The organism is Streptomyces sp. NPDC006798, from assembly GCF_040635975.1.
Taxonomy (GTDB): domain Bacteria; phylum Actinomycetota; class Actinomycetes; order Streptomycetales; family Streptomycetaceae; genus Streptomyces.
Map to the genome: position 1 here is coordinate 94,317 of NZ_JBEYIS010000022.1, position 25,932 is coordinate 120,248.

Consider the following 25,932-nt stretch of genomic DNA (forward strand, 5'->3'; position numbering starts at 1 on the left):
TCCCTAGCGTCGTGTCCATGAAGCAACGCGCCACCCGGACCCCCGCAGCGGCGGATCCGGCCCCCGTCCCCGGCCGGGCCGCTGCCGTCCGGGGCATCCTCCTCGTCACCTTCGCCTACGCCCTGGTCGGGGCCTCCTTCACCGCCAACAGCGTGCTCGGCGACTACCCCTACGCGGGCGGCCAGGCCCTCCGCTACGGCCTCGCCTTCCTGCTCCTGCTGCCCCTCGTCGGCGGCCGCGCGGCCCTCGGCCCCGTCCGGGCCCTCACGGCCCGCCAATGGGGCCGGATCGGGCTGGTCGCGGGGATCGGCATGGTTGGATTCAATCTGGCGGTACTGGCCGCCGAACGCACCGCGGAACCAGCCGTTCCGGGGGTTTTCGTCGGCTGCGCGCCGGTCGTGGTCGCCGTCCTGGTGCCGCTGACGAGCCGCCGCCGCCCCACCCGGCCGGTGCTGTACGGGGCGCTGCTGGTGGCCGCCGGGGCCTTCACCGTCCAGGGCTGGGGGCGTACCGACACGGCGGGCATCGTCTGGTCGGTGGCCGCGCTCGTCGGCGAGGTCGGCTTCGCCGTACTGGCGGCGCCCGTCCTGCGGCCCCTCGGCCCCCGGCTGCTGACGGCCTGTGTCTGCGCCGTGGCCGCTGTCGAGTCCGTGCTGATCGGGTTGATCGTGGACGGCGCCGGTCTGGTCCGGGTGCCGACAGGCGCCGAGACGGCCGCCCTGCTCTGGCAGGCGGCGGTGGTCACCGTGATCGGTTTCGTCGCCTGGTACATGGGCGTCCAGCGGATCGGGACCGAACGCGCCACCCTCTTCACCGGGATGATCCCGGTCTCCGCCGCCCTGACCGCGCCGCTGGTGGGGGTGGGCGCGTTCGGCGCCGCCCAGGCCGCGGGCGGGGTCCTGGTCGGCGCCGGGGCGGCGCTGGGCTCCGGAGTCCTCACCCTGCGCCGCTCCCGCGCGCGAGCGTCCGGGGACGCCCGGACCGGAGCACCAGAAGCCTCCGGAGCACCAGGAGCACCCGGCGACTCCCGGACCCGAGCACCTGATTCCGCCGGAGCCGAAGCCCGCGGAACCGCCCCGACCGGGGCGACCGGACCATCCGGAGCCGAAGCCTCCGGCGACTCCCGCACGGCGGCGCCCGACGCCTGCCCGGCCCCCGCTCCCGCACCCGGGAAGCGGTGACAGCGGCCCCCGGGGCGGACCGTCACCCTCCGGTGACGGCCCGCCCGACCCCTCGGGGGACCGGCGGCGGAGCGTCGCCGCCGAACGCCGACGGGGACCCTGTGACAGGTCCCCGTCGGCGCCACCGGCTCACCGGGCGCCCCGCCCGTCCGTGCCTCCCGCCCCGCCCTCGCCCGACTCCCGGCGCCGGCGCATCCGCCGTCCGCGCCCCCGGACCGTGAATCCCGTCACGCCGACGCCCGCACGGCCCCGTTCTCCTGGACACACCGACTCCCGTGAGCTGGGATGGGACGGTGGTGAACGACCCCGCTGCCGACCCACGGACCGATGTCTTCGAGGAGCACCGTCCGCTGCTGACGGGTGTGGCCTACCGGATGCTCGGCCGGGTCGCCGACGCCGAGGACGTGGTCCAGGAGGCATGGCTGCGGTGGTCGGCCAAAGACCGTTCCGGCGTCCTGGAGCCGCGGGCCTTCCTGGTACGGATCACCACGCGATTGGCCGTCGACCGGCTGCGGCAGATCGGCGCCCGGCGCGAGTCGTACCCCGGCCCGTGGCTGCCCGAACCCGTCCCCACCGGTGATCTCGGGGCGCCGGGCGGCACGGTCCCCGACACGGCCGAGCGGGCCGTGCTCACCGACACCGTCTCCCTCGCCGTCCTGGTGGTGCTGGAGGCGCTGTCGCCCGCCGAGCGCGCGGTGTTCGTCCTGCGCGAGGCGTTCGGCTTCCCGTACGCGGAGATCGCCGCCGCGCTCGACCGTTCCGAGGCCGCCGTACGGCAGCTGGCGGGCCGGGCCCGCCGCCATGTCGAGGACGGCAGGCCCCGGTACGACGTCGACCCCGTCCGGTGCCGTGAGGTGACCGAGCGGTTCCTGGCCGCCGCCGGCGGCGGCGATCTCGGTGAACTCCTCGTACTGCTCGCCCCCGACGCGACCCTGGTCGGCGACAGCGGCGGCAAGTCCAAGGCGCCGCTGCGGGTCATCGCGGGCGCCGACAAGGTGGGCCGGTTCCTCGTCGGCGCGGCCGGACGCCCGCCCGTGGACATGGAGTTCCGGCCCGTGGTGGTCAACGGTGTCCCCTCGATTCTCGTGCTCTCCGCCGGAATGCCCGACTCCGTACTCCAATTGGGTGTTGTGGACGAGCGGATCGCGTGTGTGTACATCCTTCGCAACCCCGACAAGCTGGGTGCGCTGAAGGATCTTCCGCCGTCCGGAAACCGCCCCGTCCCCATGCTGGTCTGACGCGGATTTCCCGCACGTCGGGGGCGGTGTCCGGAAACCTTCGGAAGGGTTTCCGCATCTTCCTGTCCGGGGTGCTAACAGCTCGTGAACGCGCAGGGGAACCGGTCGACTTCAGAGCGTAACCAGGGCAGGATTGGTCTTGACCAAGTTTCCGGGCCGCCCTATCGTCACAGGGCATAGTGCAGGAACCTTTAAAAAAGAACGTAACCGAAGGCGCGGAATAGCCGCCGCTGACACGGCGATCGCGGAGGATCAGGGTGGGGACCACGCAGCTGGAAACTGTGCCGGAGCCGAAGTACTGGCACCTGAAGAACGTGATCGGTGAAGCCCTCGACTCGGACTTCGCGGTCGGGGAGATCCTGCCCAACGAGCGTGAACTGGCGGCCCGTTTCGGGGTCGCCCGCGCGACGCTCCGTCAGGCCCTCGAACAGCTCGAACTGGAAGGACGTCTCCAGCGCCGTCGCGGAGTGGGCACCACGGTCGCCCCGCCCCGGCTCGGTGTGGACGTCTCGACGACCCAGCACACCTGGCCCGGCGCCCCCCAGGACGCCTGGCAGGCATTCGACTGCGACCGTACGGTACCGCCCGCGGCGGTGGCCGGGATCCTGGGGACGGCGGCCGGGGAGGAGACGTACGCCCTGCGGCGGCTTCGGGTCACCCACGGCCAGCCGCTCGCGGCCGAACAGCTCTATGTGCCCGCCGCTTCCGTGCCCGACCTGACGGCCATAGACGCGCCCTCGGGCGCGGCCCGTGCCCGGTGCGTCCTGCGCGAGTTGCAGCGCCTCGAACTCGACGGCCAGGACCGCGCCGTCGAACTGGGCTCGGCCCGGGCCGACGACGCCCGGGAACTGGACCGGCTGCCCGGCTCGCCCGTGCTCGTCGTCACGACCCGCTACTTCTCCCGGGGTCGTACGGTCGCGGTCTCCGTCGCCACCTACCGGGCGGACACCTGCCGGCTGACCTTCGGCGACTCCGGCGATGTCCGGATCAGCCACCACACCGAGGAACGCCGGGCCTCCTGAGCCGGTTTCCGTACGGCGTCCGCCCCCCACGGTGACCCTCGTACGGCGACCGCCGCAGGGCAACTCACGTACCCGCGTCACTGTTCGGAACTTCCCGGAACCAGTCATGGGGCAGTCGCCCTACGCGGCTCGGGGCGGAGGATCACCGTCCGCCCGGGACCCGACAGCTCACCGACCGGCCGCCGCCGGTGCCCGATCCGTCCCCCACCGGATCAGGGTCCTGCGGCGGCCGGTTCGCGTTCGGCGCCGTACGGCCCGGCGGAGATCTCGGCGGGCTCCTCGATACGACCCCGGCCCGGCGACGGGCGCGGCAGGGCTCTCCCGTACGGCTTCCGCCCGGCGCGGGGCGTGGCGCACCGGGCCCGCTGGGCCGTGTCGTCACCATGGCGCCGTCCGCCCGGAGGGCGGGGCCCGCGGCGTCCGGTGCGTGCGGATTCGCGACAGCGGTGGGGGTCCCCCGGCGAAGCCGGGGCCCGGCGAAGCCGGGGGGCGGTCTCCCCCGTACGGGACGTACTGGGGAAACCCCGGCAACGCCGGGGGCACCTCCCGCGCCCGAAGGACTACGGGGGAGAGTGCGCGTGCCGGGCGTCGCGAGCCAGGCGGGACTTTGACGACACGGCCCAGGGCCCCGATAGCCGGCCGCGCGTCCCGATGGCCGGCCTCGCCCCCGGCGCCCCGGCCATCGCGCCCCTCACGGCTCCCGCCGTCAGCTGCGCGACGCCATGGCCTCCACCGCGAACAGCTCGTCCTCGACATGGTCGAGGGCGATCCGCAGCGCACCGGTCGCCACCGCCGCCTCCCGCAGCAGGGAGAGCACCACCCGCGGCGGGCGCAGACAGTAGCGCGACAGCTCGCTCCGGAGCGGGGCGAGGATCCCGTCGAGCCCGGCCGCCCAGCCGCCGATCACCACCAGCTCGGGATCGAGCGCCAGCACCAGCGCCGCCACATCGTGCACCAGCCGCTGGAGATAGCGGTCTACGGCCGCCTGGGCCCGTACGTCCCCGTGCTTTGCCAGGGCGAAGACCTCGGTCACGGCCTGCTCGTCCAGCGGGTGCAGCGGCTCGTCCGTCGGCGACAGCAGCTTCTCCGGCCGCATCTCCCGGCCCAGCAGGTGCAGCGCCCCGATCTCCCCGGCGGCGCCCCCGAAGCCCCGGTGCAGCCGCCCGTTGATCAGTGAGCCCGCCCCGGGGCTCAGCCCGGCCAGGACGAACACCACGTCGTCGCAGTCCTTGGCGACGCCCTTCCAGTGTTCGGCCACGACGGCGGCGTTGGCGTCGTTCTCGACCAGGACCGGGCAGCGGAACGAGCGCTGGATCCGCTGGCCGAGGGCGAGCCCTGTCCAGCCGGGCAGCGCCACCCCCAGCCGAACCGTTCCGTCGGTCTCGACGATTCCCGGACAACCCACCCCGACGGCCCGCAGATTGGACCGGGAGACCCCGGTCCGCCGCAGTACGTCGGCGACCACCACCCGGACCCGGTCCAGCCGGTCGTCGGCCGACGCGGTGTCCGACACATCGCGCGACGCCGCGCCGATGATCCGCCCGTCCAGACCCGAGAGCAGCGCCGCCACCCGGTGCGGGCCGATCTCGATCCCCAGCAGATGCCCCGCCTCCACCCGGAACCGGAATCGGCGCGCGGGCCGGCCCTGGCGCCGGGCACCGCCCTCCTCGGGCACGCTCTCGGCCACCAGACCCGCTTCGATGAGCCCCTCGACCACGCCCTCGACCGTGGGCCGGGACAGACCCGTGGCCCGGGTCAGATCCGTGAGCGTGGGGGATCCCGCGCCCCGCAGCGCATGGAGTACCACCGCGGAGTTGATCCGCCGCAGCAAGGACGGGTCTCCGCCGGTCAGCCGCCCCACCGTGTGTCCTTCCAGCCCCGGCTCGTGCAGCCCGGGCGCGTTGTCTGCCGGATGGTACTCGTTGACCGCCCCCCTCGCACCGTCCATGTCCCCGGGGCAAGGCGGCACGCCGGGAACGAACCCTTCCGTCACCCCGGGAACAGGTCCCTCGGCCGCCCCGGGAACGGCTCTTCCGGAGGTTCCGGAGACGAGCCCGGCCGGCCGGTCATCCGGCGGCCGTCCGCAGCCGCCCGTACTCCTCGGCCATGGCCCGCGCGGTCCAGTGCGCGTTGAGCCCGCTCGGGTTCGGCAGCACCCAGATCCCGGTCTCGCCGATCGCCCGCTCCTGCGGGCCGATCCGGGCCTTCGGCTCCGCGAAGGCGACCCGGTAGGCCGTCACACCGACCACCGCGAGCCAACCGGGCCGCAGCCGCGCCACCTTCTCCCGCAGGACCCGGCCGCCCTCGCGGAACTCGGTCGCGGACACCTCGTCGGCCCGCGCGGTAGCCCGCGCCACCACATTGGTGATCCCCAGCCCGTACGAGAGCAGCTCGCCCTGCTCGGCCGGGGCCAGCCGCCGGGGCGTGAACCCCGACAACTGGAGCACCGGCCAGAACCGGTTGCCGGGCCGGGCGAAGTGGTGGCCGGTCACCGCGGACATCAGACTCGGGTTGATCCCGCAGAACAGCACCGAGAGCCCCGGTGCGACGACATCGTCCACGGTGCCGTCACGGGCGGCCCGCAGCTCCTCCGGCGACGGCAGCGGCACGGACGCCGACGGCCGTCAGAGGATCGCGCCGGGAGCGTACCCGGCGGCGGCCGGATACCGCTTCACGACCTCGTCCACCCGCGACACCACCTCGGCGACCTGCGCGGCGGCGGCACCCGTGAACGACAGCCGGTCCGCCATCAGCGCGTCCAGCGCCGCCCGGTCCAGCGGGATCCGGGTGTCCGCCGCCAGCAGATCGAGCAGCTCGTTCCGCTCGGCGCCCCGCTCCCGCATCGCCAGCGCCGACGCCACCGCGTGCTCCTTGATGACCTCGTGCGCCTCCTCCCGGCCCACCCCGGCGCGCACCGCGCCCATCAGGACCTTGGTGGTGGCCAGGAACGGCAGATAGCGGTCCAGCTCCCGGGCGATCACCGCCGGGAAGGCGCCGAACTCGTCCAGGACCGTCAGAAACGTCTCCAGCAGCCCGTCGAGGGCGAAGAAGGCGTCCGGCAGCGCGACCCGGCGCACCACCGAGCAGGACACATCGCCCTCGTTCCACTGGTCGCCCGCCAGCTCCCCGGTCATCGAGGCGTAGCCGCGCAGGATCACCATCAGGCCGTTGACGCGCTCGCAGGAGCGGGTGTTCATCTTGTGCGGCATCGCGGACGAGCCGACCTGCCCCGGCTTGAAGCCCTCGGTGACCAGTTCGTGACCGGCCATCAGCCGGATCGTCTTCGCCAGCGACGAGGGCGCCCCGGCCAGCTGGACCAGGGCCGTCACGACGTCGTAGTCGAGGGAGCGGGGATAGACCTGGCCCACCGAGGTGAACGCCCGGCCGAAGCCCAGATGCCCGGCGACCCGCCGCTCCAGCTCCGCCAGCTTCTCCGCGTCGCCGCCGAGCAGATCCAGCATGTCCTGGGCGGTGCCGACCGGGCCCTTGACGCCGCGCAGCGGATAGCGGGCGATCAGCTCCTCCAGTCGTCCGAACGCCACCAGCAGCTCGTCGGCGGCGGTCGCGAACCGCTTGCCCAGCGTCGTCGCCTGCGCGGCGACATTGTGGGAACGGCCCGCGATCACCAGCTCGGAGTTGTCGGCGGCGAGCCGGGAGAGCCGGGAGAGCACGGCGACCGTACGGTCCCGGACCAGCTCGAGGGAGAGCCGGATCTGGAGCTGCTCCACGTTCTCGGTGAGATCGCGGGAGGTCATGCCCTTGTGGACCTGCTCGTGACCCGCGAGCGCGTTGAACTCCTCGATCCGCGCCTTCACATCGTGCCGGGTGACCTTCTCGCGGTCCGCGATCGACGCCAGATCGACCTGGTCGAGTACCCGCTCGTAGTCGGAGAGGGCGGCCTCGGGGACATCGATCCCCAGGTCGCGCTGCGCGCGCAGCACCGCGAGCCAGAGCCGCCGCTCCAGCCTCACCTTCTGCTCGGGGGACCACAGGGCGGCCAGTTCGGCGGAGGCGTACCGGCCGGCCAGGACATTGGGGATGCGGGGCTTCGCAGACACAGCAGTCACGTGGCCGGATTCTACTGGCGATCCGTCCGGGCCGGTGCGCCGGTCCGCGGTACGGACCCGCCGCCGGGCCAGCGGGCCCCGCCGCTCCGGGCCCGGTCAGCGGGGGAGGCCCTCGGTACCGGAGTCGTACGGGAGCAGCTCGGGGCGCTTGGCCGGACGGCCGTCGCCCGAGGACCGGCCGGTCAGTCGGCGGCCGATCCAGGGCGCGAGATGGCGCCGGGCGAACCGGAGGTCCGCCGCGCGCCGGCCGCCCCAGCCCGGCGGGGCGGCCGGCGGCAGCGGGGCCCGCCAGTCCTCCTCGGCGGGCAGTCCGAGGGCCTGCCAGACCGCCTCGGCCACCCTGCGGTGTCCCCCGGCGGTCAGATGCAGCCGGTCCGCGTCCCAGAGCCGGGGATCGCCCAGCACCGGGGCGCCGTACAGATCGACGACCACCGCGCCGTGCCGGGCGGCCAGGGTGTCCAGATGGGCGTACAGCTCCTCCATCCGCGGCCTGCCCGCGTCCAGCAGCGGTCCGTGGCGGCCGGGGCTGTGCATCAGGACGAGCCGGCCGCAGCCGGGGGCGAGGGCGCCGACCGCCCGGTCCAGCAGAGCGCGTACCCGGTCCATGTCGATCCGGGGCCGCAGTACGTCGTTGAGCCCGCCGACGAAGGTCACCACATCGGCCCGCATGGCCGCCGCCGGGGCGACCTGGTCGTCGACGATCTGCCCGAGGAGCTTGCCGCGTACCGCCAGATTGGCGTAGCGGAAGCCGGGGGAGCGGGCGGCGAGCCGGGCGGCCAGCAGATCGGCCCAGCCGCGGTACGAGCCGTCCGGCCGCAGATCCGACATGCCCTCCGTGAAGGAGTCGCCGAGGGCGACGAGGCTGCTGGGGCCCGGGTGGGTCGCGGGGTCGCTGCTGATCTCCATGGCGGTGCGATCCTACCGCGCGGTAGCCGCCCGGCCGCGGGGGTCGCGGAACGTGGAACGGTGCCTGACGGCCGCCGCCCGGAGGGCGGGGAACCCGGCGGTACGCCCCGGCTCCGGGCGAAGTACGGGGTCGCTTGCCCCTCGGCCGGGCGGCCTGCCGGGCTCCGGGCGGAAAGCCGGCGGCGGACCGCCGGTGCTCCCCGGAGAGGGGCCGGTCCGGCTCGCCCCGGCTCCGGGCGGAGTACGACGGAACACCCGCCCCGCCTCGGGGTGGGTGGGATCTCGGGGACGCACCGCCGCTGGTGCCGGGCGGGGTTCGGCTGTGCGGACACCGGGCGGGATTCGGCGGCGGTCCGCCCCCGCCCGGGAGCGGAGGCCCGGGATCGGCCCGCCTCCGCTCCCGGGCCGCGCCCCGGCACGAGAGGGCGGGCACCCGGCCACTGCTCGTCCCCGCCCCTGGTGGGCGCTCGTCTCCCTCCGGGCGGAAGGTCCGGGACGGTCCGGCGTCCCGGACCTTCCGCCCGGAGGCGGGAAACGGCGGCGGCCCGCCCCGGCTCCCCGGGGGGAGTACGGAACGGGCCGCCGTAACGCGAGGCCGTGCGGGACGTCAGTCCGTGCGGCCGACCAGCTCGCGGAGGACGTCCTCCATGGTCACCAGGCCCTCCGGGGCGCCGTCCTCGTCGAGGACCGCGGCCAGATGCGTACCGCTGCGCTGCATCGCCGTCAGGACGTCGTCCAGCGGGGTCGTCGCCCGGACCCGGGCGATCGGCCGCATGGCCGTCACCGGGAAGGCGACATCGCGCGGTACCGCGTCCAGGGCGTCCTTCACATGGAGGTAGCCGAGGATGGTGCGGCTGGAGTCGATCACCGGGAAGCGGGAGAAGCCGGACTCCGCCGACAGCAGCTCCAGCTGCTCCGGAGTCGTCCCGGCCCGGGCGTACACCACCCGCTCCTCCGGCATCACCACGTCCCGGACCGGGCGGCGGCCCAGCTCCAGGGCGTCCCGGAGCCGTCCGGCGGCCCGGCCGTCCAGCAGCCCCGCGTCACCCGAGTCGTCGACCATCCGGGCCAGCTCGTCGTCCGAGAAGGTCGCCGCGACCTCGTCCTTCGTCTCCACCCGCATCAGCTTCAGCAGGGTGTTGGCGAAGGCGTTGATCGTGAAGATCACCGGACGCAGCGCCCGGGCGATGGCGACCAGCGGCGGGCCGAGGATCAGCGCCGTGCGGGTCGGTTCGGCCAGGGCGATGTTCTTCGGCACCATCTCGCCGAGGAGCATGTGCAGATAGGTGGCGAGAGCCAGCGCGATCACGAACGAGATCGGATGGATCAGCCCCTCCGGCACGCCCAGGGAGTGGAAGACCGGCTCCAGCAGATGAGCGATGGCGGGCTCGACGACGATACCGAGCACCAGGGTGCACAGGGTGATGCCGAGCTGGGCGGCGGCCAGCAGGGCGGAGACGTGCTCCAGACCCCACAGGACGCTCTTGGCCCGGCGGTTGCCCGCCTCGGCCTCCGGCTCGATCTGGCTGCGGCGCACGGAGATCAGGGCGAACTCCGCGCCGACGAAGAAGGCGTTGACGACCAGGGTCGCCAGACCGATGAGCAACTGGATCGTGGTCATCGTCCGGCCTCCCCGCCGTCACGGCCGGAGCCGGGACCGGCGGTGCCGTGCCCCGCCCTGGCCTTCCGTACGCCGTCCTCCGGCTCGTCGTCCACCGCTGGCAGCGGTGCGTGCATCAGTACCCGCGCGGCCCGCCGTCCCGACGCGTCGACCACGTCGAGGCGCCAGTCCAGCAGGTCGATCCGGTCGCCCTCGACCGGGATCCGGCCGAGTTCGGTGGCGATCAGTCCGGCCAGTGTCTCGTACGGCCCATCGGGGGCCTTGAGGCCGATCCGGACCAACTGGTCGGTGCGGGCGGCGCCGTCCGCCGACCACAGGGCGCGGCCGTCGGCGTCCCGCCCGGCGGGGGCGAGATCCGGGGTCTCCTGCGGGTCGTGCTCGTCACGGACCTCGCCGACGACCTCCTCGACGATGTCCTCCATCGTCACGACACCGGCGGTGCCGCCGTACTCGTCGATGACGACGGCCATGGTGGAGCGGCCGCCGAGCCGGTCGAGGAGCCGGTCCACGGTCAGTGTCTCCGGGACCAGCAGCGGTTCGCGCAGCACTTCGGAGACGCTCTTGCGGGGGCGCTGGTCGGCGGGGATCGCCAGGACGTCCTTGATATGGGCGATACCGACGACGGTGTCCAGATTGCCGCGGTAGACCGGGAAGCGGGAGAGACCGGTGGCCCGGGTCGCGTTGGCCACGTCCTCCACGGTGGCCTGGACGTCGAGGGCGGTGACCTGGACCCGGGGGGTCATCACGTTCTCCGACGTCAGCTCGGCCAGATTCAGCGTACGGACGAACAGCTCGGCGGTGTCCGCCTCCAGCGCGCCCTCCTTCGCCGAGTGCCGGGCGAGGGCGACCAGCTCCTGGGGGCTGCGCGCGGAGGCCAGCTCCTCGGTCGGCTCCATGCCGAGCCGCCGCAGGATCCGGTTGGCCGTGTTGTTGAGATGGCTGATCAGCGGCTTGAAGGCGGCGGTGAAGAACCGCTGGAAGGGCGCCACCACCTTCGCCACCGCGAGGGGCGAGGAGATCGCCCAGTTCTTCGGGACCAGCTCGCCGACGACCATCAGGACGACCGTCGAGACGGCCGTACCGAGGACGAGCGCCACGGAGGACGCCACGGACGGCGAGAGACCGAGGTCCTCGACCGGGCCTCGGATGATCTTGGCGATCGACGGCTCGGAGAGCATGCCGACGATCAGGTTGGTCACCGTGATGCCGAGCTGGGCGCCCGAGAGCTGGAAGGTCAGACCCTTCACGGCCTTGAGGGCACCGGCGGCGCCCCGTTCACCGCGGGCGACGGCGGCTTCGAGATCCGAGCGCTCCACGGTGGTGAGGGAGAACTCGGCCGCGACGAAGACACCGCACGCGAGGGAGAGCAGCAGCGCCACGAACAGGAGGAGCAATTCGGTCATCGGGTCACCTCCGTCCCACGGCGGGGCGGGGTCGGGAGGCGGAATCGATGTCTGCTACTGGGAGGCTCGTCCATGGACGGACGCTCACACCTTTCCTCGATGACGACAGTTGGCCCACCCATAGTAAAGGACCGGCAAAGTTGCTTCGCGGAGTCCCGGTGACGGATCGCGGGCGGAGCCGGGGGAGTGGACCGGGTGCGACGGCACCCGTTCCATCGTGACATCCCCGACCCCTCCGTGCCGAGGGCTCGTGGTGTACGCCACGGGCGGCGCGGCGGTCCGGCCCGCCGCCCGGCGGGTCCCACGGGCCGTGTCCCCCGTACGAGGGACACGGCCCCGGGCTCCGGGGTTCCGGACTCCCCGGGGAGGGCCGGCCTTCCGGGGCTCAGACCTCCGACGGGGCGAAGGGCTTCACCCAGCGCCGCCAGTGGTCCTCGCGGTGATATCCGGCGGAGGCCCAGGCCCGGTGCGCGGGCTCATTGCTCTCCAGCACCATCGCGTCGCCCCGCCGTCCGCCCACGGCCGTGAACCGCCACTCGGCCGCCGCCAGCAGCGCCGAGCCCACGCCACGCCTGCGGTGCGAGGGCAGCACGGCGAGCCGGTAGAGGGAGCAGCGCCACCCGTCGTACCCGGCGATGACCGTACCGACCAGGGTGCCGTCCGAGGTCTCGGCGAGAATGAGCGCCTCCGGATCCCGGGTGATCAACGCGGTGACGCCCTCGGGATCGTCCGTGATACTCGTCCCCTCGGCCGCTTCCCGCCAGAACCGCAGCACGGTTCCGGCCTCGTCGATGCGGGCGGTACGGGTGTGTATGCGGGGATCGCTCATGGCGGGACCCAAACACGGCGGGGGTTCGGCCCGCCACCGGATTGCGGCCCGGCTCCGGCGGGGCGCCCGGTGCCGGGATACGGCCCCGGCCGGGGGAGCCCGCCGTCATCCGGCCGCGTCGCCCTGCCGGCGGCGGACCACGACCGTCCCCGCGTCCAGATCCACCCCGGAACGGCGGCTCGTCGGCCGGCCGGACGTTCCGCCGGACCCGCTCCTGTTCCATGGAGGTGCTGACGGCCCGCGCCGTCGGGTCCGACTCCTGGAGGAAGTCGGCGCCGATGGACGAGAGCGTCTTCGTTCTCCGCCAGTAGATCCAGCCGCGAGCCTCCATCCACAACAGCACCCGGTCCGCGAGCAGGGCGGCCGAGCCCGCGGCGGCCAGTCCGCCGGTCGTCCACAGCACGGTGGTCAGCACATCCGCCCAACGGACGGGCCCGGTAACGGGGTTCCCCGTTCCGCCGTCCGTACGAGAACGGTCAGCCGGGTGCTCCTGGTATCCCTGATGTCCCGGCAGTTCCGGGCGTCCCCGGCTCCCCGCCGGGAGCGGCACCCCGGCCCTCCGGGCCCGGAGCCGGGAACGGCCGCCGGGCCACCCCCAGCACACAGGCGGACGTCGGTAGCCGCTCGCCGCCCTCGGGCACCGTCAGCCGCCGGTACGCGCCCAGCTCGAAGCCCGCGGCGTCCAGCGCCGCCAGGGTGTCCCGGGACGTGTGGCAGCCCCCGAACAGCCGGGGCCACACCGTCGCGTCCAGAGCCCGCTGCACCCGGGCCATGCCCCGGGACGCAGCCGGTCCGTGCTCGAAGAACCGCAGCTCACCGCCGGGCCGCAGGACCCGGTGCAGCTCCGCGAGGGCGCGCGGGACGTTCCGTACGGAGCAGAGCACCAGCGACACCACGGCGGCGTCGAACGCCTCGGACTTCACCGGCAGCGCCTCCGCCGTCCCCGGCACCACGTCGACCGGCACCCCGGCCCGCCGCGCCGCCTCCAGCGCCAGCCCCCGCAGGACCGGCTCCGGCTCGACGGCCACGACCTCCGACACGGCCCGCGGGTAGTGCGCGAAGTTCAGACCGTTGCCCGCGCCGATCTCGATCACCCGGCCGGAGAGCCCGGCGAGCAGTTCGCGACGGTGGTCCGCGACCCCGGCCCGGGTGTCGAGCCGGGTGCTGAAGCGGGCGTAGAACCGGGCGAAGACGGGGTGGTGCACGGCGTCCCGGGGTGGCGCGGACGTTCTGCGCACGGTCATCGCGGGCCTCCTCGGCGGGCGGGCGCGTCAGCCCCATTCTCCTCCGGTCCCGGTACGGGACACCACCACGGGGCGCCCCACGGCGGGCCGGCGGCCGGGCGCCCGCCGCCCCGGGGCCTATTCCGCGGCCGTGAAGGCGACGGCGAGGCCCGCCGTGAAGGCCGCCGCGTCCCACACCCCGCCCAGTGCCGGGGCCAGCCACCGGGCCGCGCGGTCCCGGAACACCCCGGGCGGCAGAGCGCCCGCCCCCTCGGGCACCGCGCCCAGCAGCGGCGCGTCCGCGACCACGGGAAGGTCGGCCGGATTGCACCGTGCCGCCAGACCGGGTTCGTCCGGCCAGCTGCCCACGACGACGCCCAGCGGCTCGACCCCCCGCGCCCGCAGCGCCTCCGCCGTGAGGGCCACGCCGTTGAGGGTGCCGAGCCCGGCCGGCGCCACGATCAGTACCGGCGCGGCCAGCAGTACGGCGACGTCCGCCAGGGTGCCGCCGTCCTCGTCGAACCGGACGAGCAGCCCGCCCGCGCCCTCCACCAGCACCAGGTCGTGTTCGACCGCCGCCTTCGCGACCGCGTCCGCCGCGTCCCCGGGCCGTACGGCCACCGCTCCCGCCCGCCGCGCCGCCGTCGCCGGAGCCAGTGGTTCCGGGTAGCGGGCCAGCTCGACGCCGTGCACCGGGCCCGCCAGCCGTACCACCTCGGCCACATCGCCGGGCTCTCCGGGCCCGACTCCGGTCTGGGCCGGTTTCACCACCGCCACGCTCCGCCCGCGCCCCCGCGCGAGCGCCGCGATCGCGGCCGTGACCACGGTCTTCCCGATCTCGGTGCCCGTCCCGGAGACCACCACGACCGCCGGGTCCGTACCGTTCCGCATCACGTCCCTCATCCCGCCGTCGCCGCCGCGACGACCGCCTCGCACAGGGTGCCGAGGTCTTCGTCGTCCATCACGAACGGCGGCATCACATAGACCAGATCGTTGAACGGCCGCAGCCAGACACCCGCGCGGACCGCCGCCGCCGTGGCCGCCGCCATGTCCACCGGGTGGTCGAGCTGGACCACCCCGATCGCACCGAGTACCCGGACGTCGGCCACCCCCGGCAGCTCCGCCGCGGGTGCCAGGCCCTCCCGCAGCGCGCCCTCGATCCGCTTGACCTCGAACGCCCAGTCCTGGTCCAGCAGCAGCCCGATCGAGGCGTACGCGATCGACGCCGCCAGCGGATTGGCCATGAACGTGGGTCCGTGCGCCAGGACCGGGAACTCGCCCCGGGAGATCCCGTCGGCGATCCGCGGCGTACAGAGCGTCGCCGCCATCGAGACATAGCCGCCGGTCAGCGCCTTGCCCAGACACATCACATCGGGCGAGACCCCGGCGTGCTCCGCCGCGAACAGGGTTCCCGTACGGCCGAATCCGGTCGCTATCTCGTCGAAGACCAGCAGGACGCCGTACTCGTCGCACGCCTCTCGCAGCACCCGCAGATAGGCCGGGGAGTGGAACCGCATCCCGCCCGCGTTCTGCACCACCGGCTCCACGACGACCGCGGCCACCTCGTCGGCGTGCCGGGCCACCATCTCCCGCAGATGCTCCGCGTACGACGCGTCGTAGTCGTCGAAACCGGACGGCGGCGCGTCGGCGAACAACTGCTCGGGCAGTACCCCGGACCAGAGCCGGTGCATCCCGCCGCCCGGGTCGCAGACCGACATCGGCTGCCAGGTGTCGCCGTGGTAGCCGCCGCGCCAGGTCAGCAGCCGCCGCTTCGCGGGCCGCCCGGCCGAGCGCCAGTACTGGAGGCACATCTTCACCGCGACCTCGACGGAGACCGATCCCGAGTCGCTGAGGAAGACATGGCGCAGCGGTTCGGGGGTGATCTCCACCAGCCGGGTCGCGAGCCGGACGGCGGGCTCGTGGGTGAGCCCGCCGAACATCACATGGCTCATCCGGTCCAGCTGGCCCCGCGCGGCCTCGTTGAGGACGGGATGGTTGTAGCCGTGCAGCGCCGACCACCAGGACGCCATGCCGTCGATCAGCTCGCGGCGGCCGTGTACGGGCTCCGCGAGCCGCAGCCGTACACCGGACGCCGAGGAGACCACGAGCGGGTCGGTCCGGCCGGGCATCGGGGCGTACGGATGCCAGACATGGGCCCGGTCGAGCGCCAGCAGTTCGGGGACCGGCAGCTCAGGCATTGGGGGCCACCCCGGTACCCGCGCCCCGGCGGCGCACCGCCACCAGATCGGGGCGCGGCCGCGATCCGGCGCCGGGCGCGTCCGGCACCGTACCCTCCCCGCTTTCCCCGGTAGTCCCGGCATCCACGGCCGCCGCGCCCCGAAGGTCCTCGGCCGCCGGGGAATCATCGGTGCCCTCGGCGGACGGGCCGCATACCGAGCCGCATCCGGCCGTCCCGCCGCAGCCACCGGCCGCCTCGGCGGTACCGGCGGCGTCCCCGGCCCCGGACGGCGCGTGCGCGTGGGCGCCGCCGCAGCCCCCGGCGGCCGCCCGGTGCGGCGGCAGTGTCGTCGTCCCGGCGCCCTCCACCTCGAAGCCCGCGTCGGCGATCATCTCCAGATCGGCCCGGCCCGCCTGCCCCTCGCTCGTCAGGTAGTCGCCGAGGAAGACCGAGTTGGCCGGATGGAGCGCGAGCGGCTGCAGGGTGCGCAGATGGATCTCCCGGCCCGCGCCGAGCCGTACCTCCACATCGGGGCAGACGAACCGGACCATCGCCAGGATCCGCAGACAGCGCTGCGGCGACAGATGCCAGTCCTTCGCCAGCGGAGTGCCCTCGAAGGGGATCAGGAAGTTCACCGGAACGGAGTCCGGATCCAGCGCCCGCAGGGCGAAGACCACACCGACCAGGTCCTCGTCCGTCTCGCCCATCCCGGCGATCAGCCCCGAGCAGGGGGAGAGCCCGGCCGTCCGGGCCCGCCCGACGGTGTCCACCCGGTCCGCGTAGGTATGGGTGGTGGTGATGCCCGCGTAAGTCGCCTCGGAGGTGTTCAGATTGTGGTTGTACGCATCGGCGCCCGCCGCCCGCAGCCGCTCCGCCTGCCCGTCGGAGAGCAGCCCGAGACAGGCGCAGACCTCGACGTCCTCGTTCCGTTCCTTGATCGTCTCGATGGTGCGGGAGACCCGCTCCACATCGCGGTCCGTCGGGCCCCGGCCGCTCGCCACCAGGCAGACCCGCTTGGCGCCGCCCGCGACCCCCGCGGCGGCCGCGTCGGACGCCTCCTCCGGCTTGAGCCAGGTGTACTTGAGAATGCCCGCGGTCGACCCCAGCCGCTGCGAGCAGTACGAGCAGTCCTCGGGACAGAGCCCCGACTTGAGATTGACGAGATAGTTGAGTTTCACCCGCCGCCCGAACCACTGACGGCGCACCCGGCCCGCCGCGGCCACCACATCGAGTACGTCGTCGTCGGAGGTCGCCAGAACCGCCAGCGCCTCGTCCCGGGTCGGCGGCTCGCGCCGCAGCCCCTTCTCCACCAGCCTGTCGAGAAGCTCCATGGCGCCGATCCTGGCGTACCTGACTCCCCCCGGGAAAGTCGGAATCTCACAACAGACCGCCGACGAAGTGTGTGTATGACCACATGTAGAGCCGGGGCGCGCCCGGTTAGCCTCTGTGAGCTGCCTACAAAAGGAAGCAGTCGACGACGGACGCCCGAACAGCGCCGCCCGGCGGCCACGACCGCCCGGCGGCGGAACCCACGGGAACGAGCGGGGGAGCGCGACAGATGCCCGATGACCCCTTCGACTGGCTCGACGAGGAGGCCGCGCGCCGGGAGCGCGCCGGGCTCGTCCGCGCGCTCCGGCCGCGCCCCGCCGACCCGGAGACGCTCGATCTCGCGGGCAACGACTATCTGGGCCTCACCCGGCATCCCGAGGTGGTGGCCGCCGCTGCCGCCGCCGCGCACCGCTGGGGCGCGGGCGCCACCGGCTCGCGGCTGGTCACCGGAAGCACCACCGCGCACGCCGCCCTGGAACGCGAACTCGCCGCGTTCTGCGGCTTCGAGGCCGCCCTCGTACTGGCCTCCGGCTACGCCGCCAATCTGGCCGCCGTCACGGCGCTCGGCGGACCGGGTTCGCTGATCGTCTCGGACGCCGCCAACCACGCCTCGATCGTCGACGGCTGCCGACTCGCCAGGGCGGAGACCGAGATCGCCGCCCATGGCGACCCCACGGCCGTACGGAAGATCCTCGACGCCCATCCCGGCTACCGGGCGCTGGTCGTCACGGACGCGGTCTTCTCCGTCGACGGCGACGCGGCACCGCTGGCCGAACTCGCCGCGATCACCGCCGGGCGCGGCGCGGCGCTGCTGGTGGACGACGCGCACGGGCTCGGCGTCCTCGGTCCTGGCGGGCGCGGTACGCCGTACGCCGCCGGGATCGCCGGACACCCGGGCGTGGTGGCGACCGTGACGCTCTCCAAGTCCCTGGGCAGCCAGGGCGGCGCGGTGCTCGGCCCGGCCCGGGTCATCGCCCATCTGGTCAACACCGCGCGGACGTTCATCTTCGACACCGGGCTCGCCCCGGCGGCCGTGGGCGCGGCCCGGGCGTCGCTGCGGCTGCTGGAACGGGAGCCGGGCCGCGCCGACCGGGTCCGCGCGGTCGCCGCCGAGCTGTACGCCCGGCTCACCGGCGCGGGGCTGACCGCCGCGCGGCCCGACGCGGCGGTGGTGTCGGTACGGGCCCCCTCGCCCGCGGCAGCCGTCCGCTGGGCCGCCGACTGCCGGACGGCGGGGCTCCAGGTCGGGTGCTTCCGGCCCCCGTCGGTACCGGACGGGGTCTCCCGGATCCGGCTGACCGCCCGGGCCGATCTGACGGACGGGCAGATCGCCGCCGCGGTCGCCACGGTGATCGCCACCGCTCCGCCCGAGGCGCTGCCCCCGGGCCGGACACCCGTCCGGGCGGCTCCGGAGAGCTGAACGGCGGACCGAGGCCGGACATTTGCGTATGGGTATGGCCAAAAACGGTCTTGCGTAGCAGAGTTCACCGCTTCGGGCGACAGTTGTCCACAGATCTTGGCGGATCGTGCCTGCGGCGGCAGGATGAGGGGCAGTCCGACGCTCGGCGCCCCGCCGAAGCCGTCCGCGCGGCCCCGCCCCGGGCCGCCGGGAGCCGGGGGACCGGGACGTCGGAGGCGCGGCCGAGGCACGGCCGCGGCTGGGAAGGGACGGCGTCGCCATGGCGGATCTGCTGGAGAGTTCGATCACTCTGCCGAGCGACCCCGGGTCGGTGTCCGTGGCACGCGGACATGTCACCGATGTCGTCACCGAGTGGGGACTGCCGCCCGGCGGGGACATGGCCGACACCATCCGGCTGATCGTCTCCGAACTGACGACCAACGCGGTCCAGCACACCTTCGGCCAGTCGCCCACCTTCACCGTCGATCTGCTGCTGGAGCGCGACGAGGAGCTGAGGATCGGCGTGACGGACAGCCATCCGCGCCGGCCGCAGCGGCTGCCCGCCGCCGTCCGGCAGGACAACGGGCGGGGGATGGTCATCGTCCGCAGCCTCACCGCGCACAGCGGCGGGCGGCTGACGGTCACACCGACCCCGGACGGCGGCAAGACCGTCTGGGTCGCCCTGCCGTGGGCCCCGACGGCCCGGGACGGGGCCGTCCGGTATCAGGACCGGGGCCGGGCCCGCGGGCCCGGTGAGCCGTAGGGCACCGGCTCGCCACGGTACGGGCGGCGCGCCCCGGGGCCGCCCGGACACGCGGCGGCCCCGGAGAGGATCCCCCCCCCGGGGCCGCTACGCGACTCAGCTCCGCCGGAGCGTCACTTGACGCGTCCGTACGACACGCTCTTGGTCCAGATCTTGTCCAGCTTCACCCAGGAACCCCGCTTGGGCGAGTGCCAGATCTTCCCCTTCCCGGCATATATCCCGACGTGGTAGACACCGCCGCTGCCGTGGAAGAAGACCAGGTCTCCGGCCTGGCGCGACTTCACGGAGATCTTGCGGGTCTTGTTGTACTGCTGCTGCGCGGTCCGCGGGAGCTTCTTCCCCGCCTGCTTGTACGAGTAGACCGTCAGCCCCGAGCAGTCGAAGCGGGACGGGCCCGCCGCGCCGTACTTGTACGGTGCCCCCTTCTTGGACGCGGCGACCTTCAAAGCCTTGCCCGCGTGCGCCGTGGCGGCGGCCTGCGCCTCCGGCGTGCCGCCCGGTACGACCATCGAGGCACCGAGCGCCGCGATCGTCAGGGCGGACACGGTGCCCGCCCGGCCGAGCAGGGACGGGACGTTCATCTGCGCACTCATGCGCAACCCTTCGTCAGCCGCCTGTGAAGGATGACCTGTCGGGTTCGGGCGGACGAAGGTGCCCGGCCGCTGGCGCGGCTTCACCCCGAGGGACTTCCGGATCGATCGCTCCGGCCGTCCCGTACTGCCTGGGTCCTCCACTCCTGCCGAATGCACTTCTGTCGACCAGTCATCCGGGACAGCGGCAGGACTCGGCGTCCGCCCGGACCGCCCCGCCGAGGTGACGGGGGCTTGTCGTCCCACGGATCTTGACCCATCAAGTGCCGGATTTCGAAGCCAAAACGGCGATATGTGAGTTTCGCCACGAATGCGCCGTTCGTATGAATCGGACCGGCGCGGCGCGTCTCCGTGGACACCCGAAGGGCCGCTCACCAGGCCGGGGATAGGACTTTCCGGTAGAGGGATCGTCGGTCCGGCGCAACTCGACCGTAGTCGTTACCCGCGGTTCGACTCCACCGATCGAGGGAGGAGTTATCCCACTCGAACGGCGGTTGACGGACGGTCGACGGGGCGTCAGCGCGACGGCGGTTTCGGGATCGTGACCCGGAATGTCCGCCTTTCGCCGTCGAGTACGCGCAGGGCGTCCGCGAGAGTCGCGGTATGCAACTCGCTCTCTCCCCGGTGATGCATCAGCGTCAGGGCGTCCCGGAGCTCGATCGCCCGCGCCACCAGGGCCTGGGCGGCCCGCAGGGCGCCGTAGGTCTGTTCCGAGCGGGCCGGATTGATCCGGCCCACCAGATCGGCGACGGCGAGATAGGCGTCGAGCAACTCCCCCTCGGCGCGGGTGAGCGCGGGCAGCGGCGGAAGCTCGGGGCGAGGTACGGAAGGGGTCATCGCGAGCCGCCGGGCCGAGAGCTCTTCCGGCTGTCGATCACATGGTCCACCAGGCCGTACTCCTTCGCGCCCGCCGCGTCCAGGAAGAGATCGCGCTCCAGATCGGCCGTGATCCCCGGCTCGGTCCGGCCGGTGTGCCGGGCCAGCAGCTCCGTCGTCAGGGCCCGTTGGCGCAGCAGCTCCCGTGCCTCGATCTCCAGATCGGACGGCATACCCCGCATCGGCTCGTCGAGGGCGGGCTGCCGCAGCACGATCCGCGCGCCCGGCAGCGCCATCCGCTTCCCCGGCGCCCCGGCCGCGAGCAACAGGGCGGCCGCCGCGGCGACCTGGCCGATACAGGTCGTCTCCACATCGCAGGTGATCACCTGCATCGTGTCGTAGACCGCCAGCGCCGCACTGAGCGAGCCGCCGGGGGAGTTGAGATAGAGAGCGATGTCCCGGTCCGGGTCGGCGTGTTCGAGATGGAGGAACTGGGCGATCGCGTCATTGGCCGCCGTGTCGTCCACCGGGGTGCCGATGAAGATGATCCGCTCCTCCAGCAGCTTGCTGTACGGATCCATGGTCCGGACGCCCCGGCCGGTCCGCTCGGTGAGCTGGGGAAGGACATAGCGGGCGGCGGGACGGCTGGTCATGGCGTACCTCGTTCCTCGGGTCCTGTCGTCTGTAAAAAATGTACAGGACGTACAGTTCATCGGGAGGGTGTCGACCGGGAATCACCGAACGAATCCCCTGGTCGGGGCGGCGATTTCGCCCTCGGCGAGCGGGGGCGGGCGGCCGGCGTGGCGTACGGGCCCGGGGACGGCGCCCGGCGCCGGGTGGCACCGGGCGCCGCCGATTAAGCTGAGAGGCATGGCCTACGAGATTCCGGTGACGCAAGCCCGTGCCGAGCTGGCCGAACTGATCAACCGTGTGGTGTACGGCGGCGAGCGCGTCGTCGTGACCCGGCACGGCAAGCCGCTCGTGGCCCTGGTCTCCGCCGACGACCTCGCGCGGCTGGAGGAGCGGGACGCGGCGGAGGCGGACGAGCAGGTGATCTCCTCGGTCTCGTCCCTCGGCCCGGCGTCCCCGCCCGGCCACCCGCCCCGCACCCGCTTCGGCCTCACAGCCGAACACCGCGACTAGCCTCCGACGCCGCGCCCCGGAGAGGCCTCGCCTTCGTATGTGTGCCGCGCCTCGGCCCTCCCGAGCACCGGCGACAACCCGGGCCGTGCCCGGCAGCCCGGCCTTGTCCGCGGTCTGCGGCCCGTGGCTGGCTGGTCTCGCAGTTCCCCGAGCCCCTGGTTGCTCTCCTGACCGCCCTCGCAGAGAGGCGGGTCCCCCTTTTCTCGGCGGCGGTGTTGGGGAGAGCGTTTAGGGGGCGCGGGGAACTGCGCGAGCAACCACCGACGGCGCGCGGTCGCCCGACAACACTTGCCCGGCCGGGCGGGTGGCGTGGGCCTCACCCGGAGAGCCAAGATGCCGGGGTCCCCCGTTGTCGAGGGGCATCGGCGGCGGAACTGTGCGGGCAGCCCGGACTAGCGCGGCGTCTCCACCGCGCGCGGGCCCAGCGGCGGGCGACTCCGCCGCGCTCCGAGGAGTACGGCTGTCAGGCCCAGTGCCGCCCACGCCGTGAGAATCAGCAGCGGGCCCGTGGACGCCGCGCCCTCGAAGTACGCCTGGGAGCGGATCAGCCGCGTGCCCGCGCCCGGCGGCAGCAGCGCGCCAAGCGCTCCCATCGGTTCGGGCAGCAGTTCGGGCGCGCTCGCCGCGCCCGAGAACGGGGTGCCGATGAGCACCGTCAGCACACTGCCCGCCGCCAGCCCCGCCCGCCCGAGAAGCGCGGCCGGGCCCGCCGAGGCCGCCGCGATCGCCAGTACGGTCAGGCCCGCCGCTGCCGCCTCGCCCCACCACGAGCCGGTGAGTATTCCGAGCCAGGAGTGGGTGACGAGGGCGGTCACCACACCGCCCCCGGCCGCCGCCGCCACGAGCGTCACCACGGCCCGGGCCCCGCGCAGCCCCAGGAGGGTCACCAGGACGGCCGTGACGATCCCGGCCGTCGAAAGGGGCAGCACGCTCGCCGCCAGCGCGCCGCCCCGAGGGTCGGCGGCGGATGCCGGCACCACGTCCACCGTCTCGACGGGCCGCTTCCCGCCCCCGCCCCCGCCCGCGGCGACGGCCTCCCGGAGCAGCGCGGCCACCGCGGGGCTCGCCGCCGACGCGGTGAGCAGCCGTATTCCATCCGGCCCGGCGACCACCGCGCCGTACACGTCGCGGTCCTCGATCGCGGTCCGGGCCGCCGCCTCGTCCTCGTAACGGCTGATGTCGAAGGCGCCGTCCCGCTGTTCGAGGCCCCGGGTCACCTGCTCGGCCGCGGCGGCCGGTCCCGCCACGGCCACGGGCAGCTCACGCGGGGCCGTACGGGCTCCGGGCCAGGCGAAGGCCCACAGGGTGGCCGCCACGACGACCGGGACCAGGAGCAGTACGGCGGCCGAGCGCCGGGTCCACGGGACGCCGTGACCCGGAGGGGGCGGTGGGGATTGTGGGGCCGGGGAGGAAGGCGAGGACGGAGGGGTCGGGGAAGACGGCGTAGCGGCTGCCGGGGACACGGAGACCTCGTTTCACCGGGCGGCCGCCCGGCGGGCCGACGGGCGGGCCGAGCCGGGTGCGTACCGGAACACAAAAAGAAGGATCGTTCGTTTTTCTTTAATGCCACTGTGTGACGGTCGGCGCGAGCTTGTCAAGAAGGAACGTTCGTTTTAAGTTGGGCCGCATGGCACGCGTCTCCCAGCAGCACCTCGACGCCCGGCGTCGGCAGATCCTCGACGGCGCGGGCCGCTGCTTCGCCCGCAACGGCTTCCACGCCACGTCCATGCAGGACGTCCTGACCGAGGTGGGCCTCTCGGCCGGTGCCGTCTATCGCTACTTCGGCAGCAAGGACGAGCTGATCGAGGCCATCGCCGACGAGGTCTTCACCGGAATCAGGGCCGCGTTCGAGGGCGCGGCCGCGATGGATCCGCCGCCCACCCCGGACATCCTGCTCGGCCGGGTGATGCGCCGGGTACTCCGGGAGCATCTGCCGGGGGAGGACGAGCAGGCGCTCGCCCGCCTCGTCGTCCAGGTATGGACCGAGACCCTCCGCAATGACCGGATAGCGGCCGTACTGCACGAGCGGTACGCGGGCCTCCGCGCGTCCTGGACCGTACTCGTCGACGCCTACCGGGCCCGGGGGCTGATGCCCGAGGGGCCCCCGGCCGACCACGTGGCCCGTACGCTCATCGCCACCGCCCAGGGATTCATCACCCAGCAGGCGCTGTTCGGCGGTGTCAGCGTCGAGATGCTGGAGAACGGGCTGGGCGCCCTGATATCGATGGAGCGCCCGCCCGTCGAAGGGAACGGCCCGCCCGTCGAGGGAGACGCCGCGTCCGGGACGCCGTAACACCGCCCCGCGCGGCCTTCCGCGCGGTCCGTACCGCCCGCCCGCACCCCGTACCGCTCAGCGGTACATAACGCACCGGTTATTGGTTCGGTAAAGAAACGCCTGTGCGATCTGTTCGGAACGGCCCCCGGACGAAAGGATCCTCCGGAGAACTCGACAACGGAAAGGGGGAGTTCTCCGTGAGACGCACGGCAGTGCTCGGCTCGGCCGGCACTCTGATGGCGGGGATCCTCGTCGCGGGGGCGATATCCACGCCGGTCGCGAGCGCCGACCCGGGCCGGTCCGACTCCGGCCGCGCCGACACCGCACGGTCCGACTCCGCCCGTGGCGGCGCGGCCGAGGCGCGCGGCGCCCGGATCGCCGCCGAACGGGCCGCCGACGAAGGCATCGACTGGGCGGACTGTCCCACCGACTGGGGGCTGCCCAAGCCCATCCAGTGCGGCACGGTCACCGTCCCGCTCGACTACAAGCGCCCGCACGGACGGCAGATCACCCTCACCGTCGACCGGATCGGCCACACCGGCACCCCGGCCGAGCGCCAGGGCGCCCTGATCTACAACCCCGGCGGCCCCGGCGGCTCCGGGCTGCGTTTCCCGGTCCGGGTCACCAGCAAGAACCCGCTGTGGGTGAACACCTCCAAGGCGTACGACTTCGTTGGCTTCGACCCGCGCGGTGTCGGCCGCTCCACCCCGATCTCCTGTGTCGACCCCCAGGAGTTCGTCAAGGCGCCCAAGGCCGACCCGGTGCCCGACTCCGAGGCCGACAAGCGCGCCCAGCGGAAGCTGGCGTACGAGTACGCCGAGGGCTGTGCCGAGCGCAGCGGCTGGATGCTGCCGCATATGACCACCGCCAACACCGCGCGCGACCTGGATGTCATCCGGGCCGCTCTCGGTGAGCGGAAACTGAACTTCCTCGGTGTCTCGTACGGCACCTACCTCGGCGCCGTGTACGCCGAACTCTTCCCCGGCCACATCCGCCGGATGGTCGTCGACAGCGTCGTCAACCCGTCGCGCGAGAAGATCTGGTACCAGGCCAACCTGGACCAGGACGTCGCCTTCGAGATGCGCTGGAACGACTGGAAGGAGTGGGTGGCGGCCAACCACGCCACCTACGGCATCGGCGCCACCCCGGCCGCGGTCGAGGCCCAGTGGCAGAAGCTGCGCGCCGCCGCGAAGAAGGCCCCGCTCGGCGGGGTCGTCGGACCGGCCGAGCTGATCTCCTTCTTCCAGAGCGCCCCCTACTACGACTCCTCCTGGGCGCCGGTCGCCCGGATCTGGAGCAAGTACGTCGCCGGTGACGCCCAGCCGCTGATCGACGCCGCCGCCCCGGATCTGACGGACACGGCCGGCAACGCCCGCGCCGAGAACGGCAACGCGGTCTACACGGCCGTCGAGTGCGCGGACGCCAAGTGGCCCACCGACTGGCGTACCTGGGACCGGGACAACACCCGGCTCCACAAGGACTACCCGTTCATGACCTGGGCCAACGCCTGGATGAACCTGCCGTGCTCGACCTGGCAGTCCAAGCAGCACCAGGCCGTGGACGTCCGGCCCGGCAAGGGTCTGCCCGGTGTGCTGATCGTCCAGGCCGAGCGGGACGCGGCCACCCCGGTCGCGGGTGCCTACGAGTTGCAGAAGCGGCTCAAGGGCTCCCGGCTGATCCTGGAGAAGAACGCCGGTTCGCACGGTGTCACCGGGATCACCAACCCGTGTGTCAACCAGCGGGTGGACGCCTATCTGCTGAAGGGCACCCTGGACAGCCGCGATGTGATCTGCGACCCGCACGCGGCGCCGAAGCCGTAGCGGATACGGATGTCGTAGCGGCCCCGTGATCCGCCGGATTCCGGCGCCGGACAGCTTCGGCTGCCCGAGCCGCGCCTCCTTCAGCGCCCAGTCCACCAGGGAGGGCAGGGACTTGGCGGGCACCTCCA

Annotated in this window: 23 protein-coding genes and 1 riboswitch; of the genes, 8 read left to right on the forward strand and 15 right to left on the reverse strand. The window is 73.5% G+C overall.

Annotated elements, in window-relative coordinates:
• The first annotated feature begins 17 nt into the window (after window positions 1-17).
• The 3 genes from ABZ714_RS17380 (at window position 18) to ABZ714_RS17390 (ending at window position 3,441) form a co-directional block, all read left to right on the forward strand.
• A complete protein-coding gene (locus ABZ714_RS17380; RefSeq protein WP_358826084.1) occupies window positions 18-1,181 on the forward strand; it encodes a DMT family transporter in 1,164 nt (387 codons plus the stop codon).
• 275 nt (window positions 1,182-1,456) lie between these two features.
• Window positions 1,457-2,419 (forward strand): RNA polymerase sigma factor SigJ, encoded by a 963-nt coding sequence (gene sigJ, locus ABZ714_RS17385; protein ID WP_358826085.1) that lies wholly within the window; start codon window positions 1,457-1,459, stop codon window positions 2,417-2,419.
• 257 nt (window positions 2,420-2,676) lie between these two features.
• A complete protein-coding gene (locus tag ABZ714_RS17390) occupies window positions 2,677-3,441 on the forward strand; it encodes a GntR family transcriptional regulator (RefSeq protein ID WP_358826086.1) in 765 nt (254 codons plus the stop codon).
• Window positions 3,442-4,147: 706 nt separating this feature from the next.
• Here ABZ714_RS17390 and ABZ714_RS17395 read toward each other — a convergent pair.
• The 11 genes from ABZ714_RS17395 to bioB form a co-directional block, all read right to left on the reverse strand.
• The gene (locus ABZ714_RS17395; protein WP_358826108.1) at window positions 4,148-5,302 is read right to left on the reverse strand and encodes an ROK family transcriptional regulator; all 1,155 of its coding nucleotides are present in this window, start codon (window positions 5,300-5,302) and stop codon (window positions 4,148-4,150) included.
• A gap of 205 nt (window positions 5,303-5,507) precedes the next feature.
• On the reverse strand, window positions 5,508-6,050 hold the full coding sequence (gene mug, locus ABZ714_RS17400; protein WP_358826087.1) for a G/U mismatch-specific DNA glycosylase: 543 nt from the start codon (window positions 6,048-6,050) through the stop codon (window positions 5,508-5,510).
• Window positions 6,051-6,065: 15 nt separating this feature from the next.
• Window positions 6,066-7,508, reverse strand: coding sequence for an adenylosuccinate lyase (gene purB, locus ABZ714_RS17405; protein ID WP_358826088.1), 1,443 nt, complete (start codon window positions 7,506-7,508; stop codon window positions 6,066-6,068).
• Between the two features lie 96 nt (window positions 7,509-7,604).
• Window positions 7,605-8,414 carry an SGNH/GDSL hydrolase family protein gene (locus tag ABZ714_RS17410; protein WP_358826089.1) on the reverse strand — a complete coding sequence of 270 codons (810 nt, stop codon included), beginning with the start codon at window positions 8,412-8,414 and terminating at the stop codon, window positions 7,605-7,607.
• Window positions 8,415-9,021: 607 nt separating this feature from the next.
• A complete protein-coding gene (locus tag ABZ714_RS17415; RefSeq protein ID WP_358826090.1) occupies window positions 9,022-10,035 on the reverse strand; it encodes a hemolysin family protein in 1,014 nt (337 codons plus the stop codon).
• Window positions 10,032-11,438, reverse strand: coding sequence for a hemolysin family protein (locus ABZ714_RS17420; RefSeq protein WP_358826091.1), 1,407 nt, complete (start codon window positions 11,436-11,438; stop codon window positions 10,032-10,034). The genes ABZ714_RS17415 and ABZ714_RS17420 overlap by 4 nt, the downstream gene beginning before the upstream one ends.
• A gap of 385 nt (window positions 11,439-11,823) precedes the next feature.
• Window positions 11,824-12,267, reverse strand: a complete 444-nt coding sequence (locus ABZ714_RS17425; RefSeq protein ID WP_358826092.1) for a GNAT family N-acetyltransferase — start codon at window positions 12,265-12,267, stop codon at window positions 11,824-11,826.
• 476 nt (window positions 12,268-12,743) lie between these two features.
• Entirely contained in the window at window positions 12,744-13,511 is a 768-nt protein-coding gene (locus ABZ714_RS17430; protein ID WP_358826093.1) for a class I SAM-dependent methyltransferase, read from the reverse strand.
• A 117-nt stretch (window positions 13,512-13,628) separates the two neighbouring features.
• A complete protein-coding gene (gene bioD, locus ABZ714_RS17435; RefSeq protein ID WP_358826094.1) occupies window positions 13,629-14,381 on the reverse strand; it encodes a dethiobiotin synthase in 753 nt (250 codons plus the stop codon).
• An 8-nt stretch (window positions 14,382-14,389) separates the two neighbouring features.
• Window positions 14,390-15,688 carry an adenosylmethionine--8-amino-7-oxononanoate transaminase gene (locus tag ABZ714_RS17440; protein WP_358826095.1) on the reverse strand — a complete coding sequence of 433 codons (1,299 nt, stop codon included), beginning with the start codon at window positions 15,686-15,688 and terminating at the stop codon, window positions 14,390-14,392.
• Complete coding sequence (bioB, locus tag ABZ714_RS17445; protein ID WP_358826096.1) at window positions 15,681-17,000, reverse strand: biotin synthase BioB; 1,320 nt, start codon at window positions 16,998-17,000, stop codon at window positions 15,681-15,683. The genes ABZ714_RS17440 and bioB overlap by 8 nt, the downstream gene beginning before the upstream one ends.
• 227 nt (window positions 17,001-17,227) lie before the next feature.
• Between bioB and ABZ714_RS17450 the strand changes: the two genes are divergently transcribed.
• Both ABZ714_RS17450 and ABZ714_RS17455 read left to right on the forward strand, forming a co-directional pair.
• Window positions 17,228-18,418, forward strand: coding sequence for an 8-amino-7-oxononanoate synthase (locus ABZ714_RS17450; protein ID WP_358826097.1), 1,191 nt, complete (start codon window positions 17,228-17,230; stop codon window positions 18,416-18,418).
• Window positions 18,419-18,677: 259 nt separating this feature from the next.
• Entirely contained in the window at window positions 18,678-19,160 is a 483-nt protein-coding gene (locus ABZ714_RS17455) for an ATP-binding protein (RefSeq protein ID WP_358826098.1), read from the forward strand.
• 113 nt (window positions 19,161-19,273) lie between these two features.
• Here the strand turns inward: ABZ714_RS17455 and ABZ714_RS17460 are convergent, their stop codons facing one another.
• The 3 genes from ABZ714_RS17460 to ABZ714_RS17470 all read right to left on the reverse strand — a co-directional run bounded on the left by ABZ714_RS17460 (window position 19,274) and on the right by ABZ714_RS17470 (window position 21,219).
• Window positions 19,274-19,753 (reverse strand): C40 family peptidase, encoded by a 480-nt coding sequence (locus ABZ714_RS17460; protein WP_358826099.1) that lies wholly within the window; start codon window positions 19,751-19,753, stop codon window positions 19,274-19,276.
• Between the two features lie 3 nt (window positions 19,754-19,756).
• Window positions 19,757-19,918, reverse strand: a riboswitch (cyclic di-AMP (ydaO/yuaA leader).
• A gap of 348 nt (window positions 19,919-20,266) precedes the next feature.
• Window positions 20,267-20,587 (reverse strand): hypothetical protein, encoded by a 321-nt coding sequence (locus tag ABZ714_RS17465; protein WP_358826100.1) that lies wholly within the window; start codon window positions 20,585-20,587, stop codon window positions 20,267-20,269.
• Window positions 20,584-21,219: an ATP-dependent Clp protease proteolytic subunit gene (locus tag ABZ714_RS17470; protein WP_358826101.1), complete on the reverse strand. Its 636-nt coding sequence runs from the start codon at window positions 21,217-21,219 to the stop codon at window positions 20,584-20,586. Before ABZ714_RS17470 ends, ABZ714_RS17465 begins: the two co-directional genes overlap by 4 nt.
• A gap of 217 nt (window positions 21,220-21,436) precedes the next feature.
• Between ABZ714_RS17470 and ABZ714_RS17475 the strand changes: the two genes are divergently transcribed.
• Window positions 21,437-21,709 (forward strand): type II toxin-antitoxin system Phd/YefM family antitoxin, encoded by a 273-nt coding sequence (locus ABZ714_RS17475; RefSeq protein ID WP_358826102.1) that lies wholly within the window; start codon window positions 21,437-21,439, stop codon window positions 21,707-21,709.
• Window positions 21,710-22,101: 392 nt separating this feature from the next.
• On the opposite strand, the gene ABZ714_RS17480 is transcribed toward ABZ714_RS17475, so the two are convergent.
• Window positions 22,102-23,025, reverse strand: coding sequence for an ABC transporter permease (locus ABZ714_RS17480; protein WP_358826103.1), 924 nt, complete (start codon window positions 23,023-23,025; stop codon window positions 22,102-22,104).
• A 311-nt stretch (window positions 23,026-23,336) separates the two neighbouring features.
• On the opposite strand from ABZ714_RS17480, the gene ABZ714_RS17485 reads away from it, so the two are divergent.
• Together ABZ714_RS17485 and ABZ714_RS17490 are read left to right on the forward strand one after the other, a co-directional pair.
• Entirely contained in the window at window positions 23,337-24,002 is a 666-nt protein-coding gene (locus tag ABZ714_RS17485) for a TetR/AcrR family transcriptional regulator (protein ID WP_358826104.1), read from the forward strand.
• A gap of 218 nt (window positions 24,003-24,220) precedes the next feature.
• Complete coding sequence (locus ABZ714_RS17490) at window positions 24,221-25,804, forward strand: alpha/beta hydrolase (RefSeq protein ID WP_358826109.1); 1,584 nt, start codon at window positions 24,221-24,223, stop codon at window positions 25,802-25,804.
• Window positions 25,805-25,932 lie beyond the last annotated feature (128 nt).

Coding starts and splice junctions, on each gene's coding strand:
- ABZ714_RS17380 (WP_358826084.1), top strand. CDS start 18: ATGAAGCAACGCGCCACCCGGACCCCCGCAGCGGCGGATCCGGCCCCC.
- ABZ714_RS17410 (WP_358826089.1), bottom strand. CDS start 8,414: ATGGAGATCAGCAGCGACCCCGCGACCCACCCGGGCCCCAGCAGCCTC.
- ABZ714_RS17415 (WP_358826090.1), bottom strand. CDS start 10,035: ATGACCACGATCCAGTTGCTCATCGGTCTGGCGACCCTGGTCGTCAAC.
- ABZ714_RS17420 (WP_358826091.1), bottom strand. CDS start 11,438: ATGACCGAATTGCTCCTCCTGTTCGTGGCGCTGCTGCTCTCCCTCGCG.
- ABZ714_RS17425 (WP_358826092.1), bottom strand. CDS start 12,267: ATGAGCGATCCCCGCATACACACCCGTACCGCCCGCATCGACGAGGCC.
- ABZ714_RS17430 (WP_358826093.1), bottom strand. CDS start 13,511: ATGACCGTGCGCAGAACGTCCGCGCCACCCCGGGACGCCGTGCACCAC.
- bioD (WP_358826094.1), bottom strand. CDS start 14,381: ATGCGGAACGGTACGGACCCGGCGGTCGTGGTGGTCTCCGGGACGGGC.
- ABZ714_RS17440 (WP_358826095.1), bottom strand. CDS start 15,688: ATGCCTGAGCTGCCGGTCCCCGAACTGCTGGCGCTCGACCGGGCCCAT.
- bioB (WP_358826096.1), bottom strand. CDS start 17,000: ATGGAGCTTCTCGACAGGCTGGTGGAGAAGGGGCTGCGGCGCGAGCCG.
- ABZ714_RS17450 (WP_358826097.1), top strand. CDS start 17,228: ATGCCCGATGACCCCTTCGACTGGCTCGACGAGGAGGCCGCGCGCCGG.
- ABZ714_RS17455 (WP_358826098.1), top strand. CDS start 18,678: ATGGCGGATCTGCTGGAGAGTTCGATCACTCTGCCGAGCGACCCCGGG.
- ABZ714_RS17460 (WP_358826099.1), bottom strand. CDS start 19,753: ATGAGTGCGCAGATGAACGTCCCGTCCCTGCTCGGCCGGGCGGGCACC.
- ABZ714_RS17465 (WP_358826100.1), bottom strand. CDS start 20,587: ATGACCCCTTCCGTACCTCGCCCCGAGCTTCCGCCGCTGCCCGCGCTC.
- ABZ714_RS17470 (WP_358826101.1), bottom strand. CDS start 21,219: ATGACCAGCCGTCCCGCCGCCCGCTATGTCCTTCCCCAGCTCACCGAG.
- ABZ714_RS17475 (WP_358826102.1), top strand. CDS start 21,437: ATGGCCTACGAGATTCCGGTGACGCAAGCCCGTGCCGAGCTGGCCGAA.
- ABZ714_RS17485 (WP_358826104.1), top strand. CDS start 23,337: ATGGCACGCGTCTCCCAGCAGCACCTCGACGCCCGGCGTCGGCAGATC.
- ABZ714_RS17490 (WP_358826109.1), top strand. CDS start 24,221: ATGGCGGGGATCCTCGTCGCGGGGGCGATATCCACGCCGGTCGCGAGC.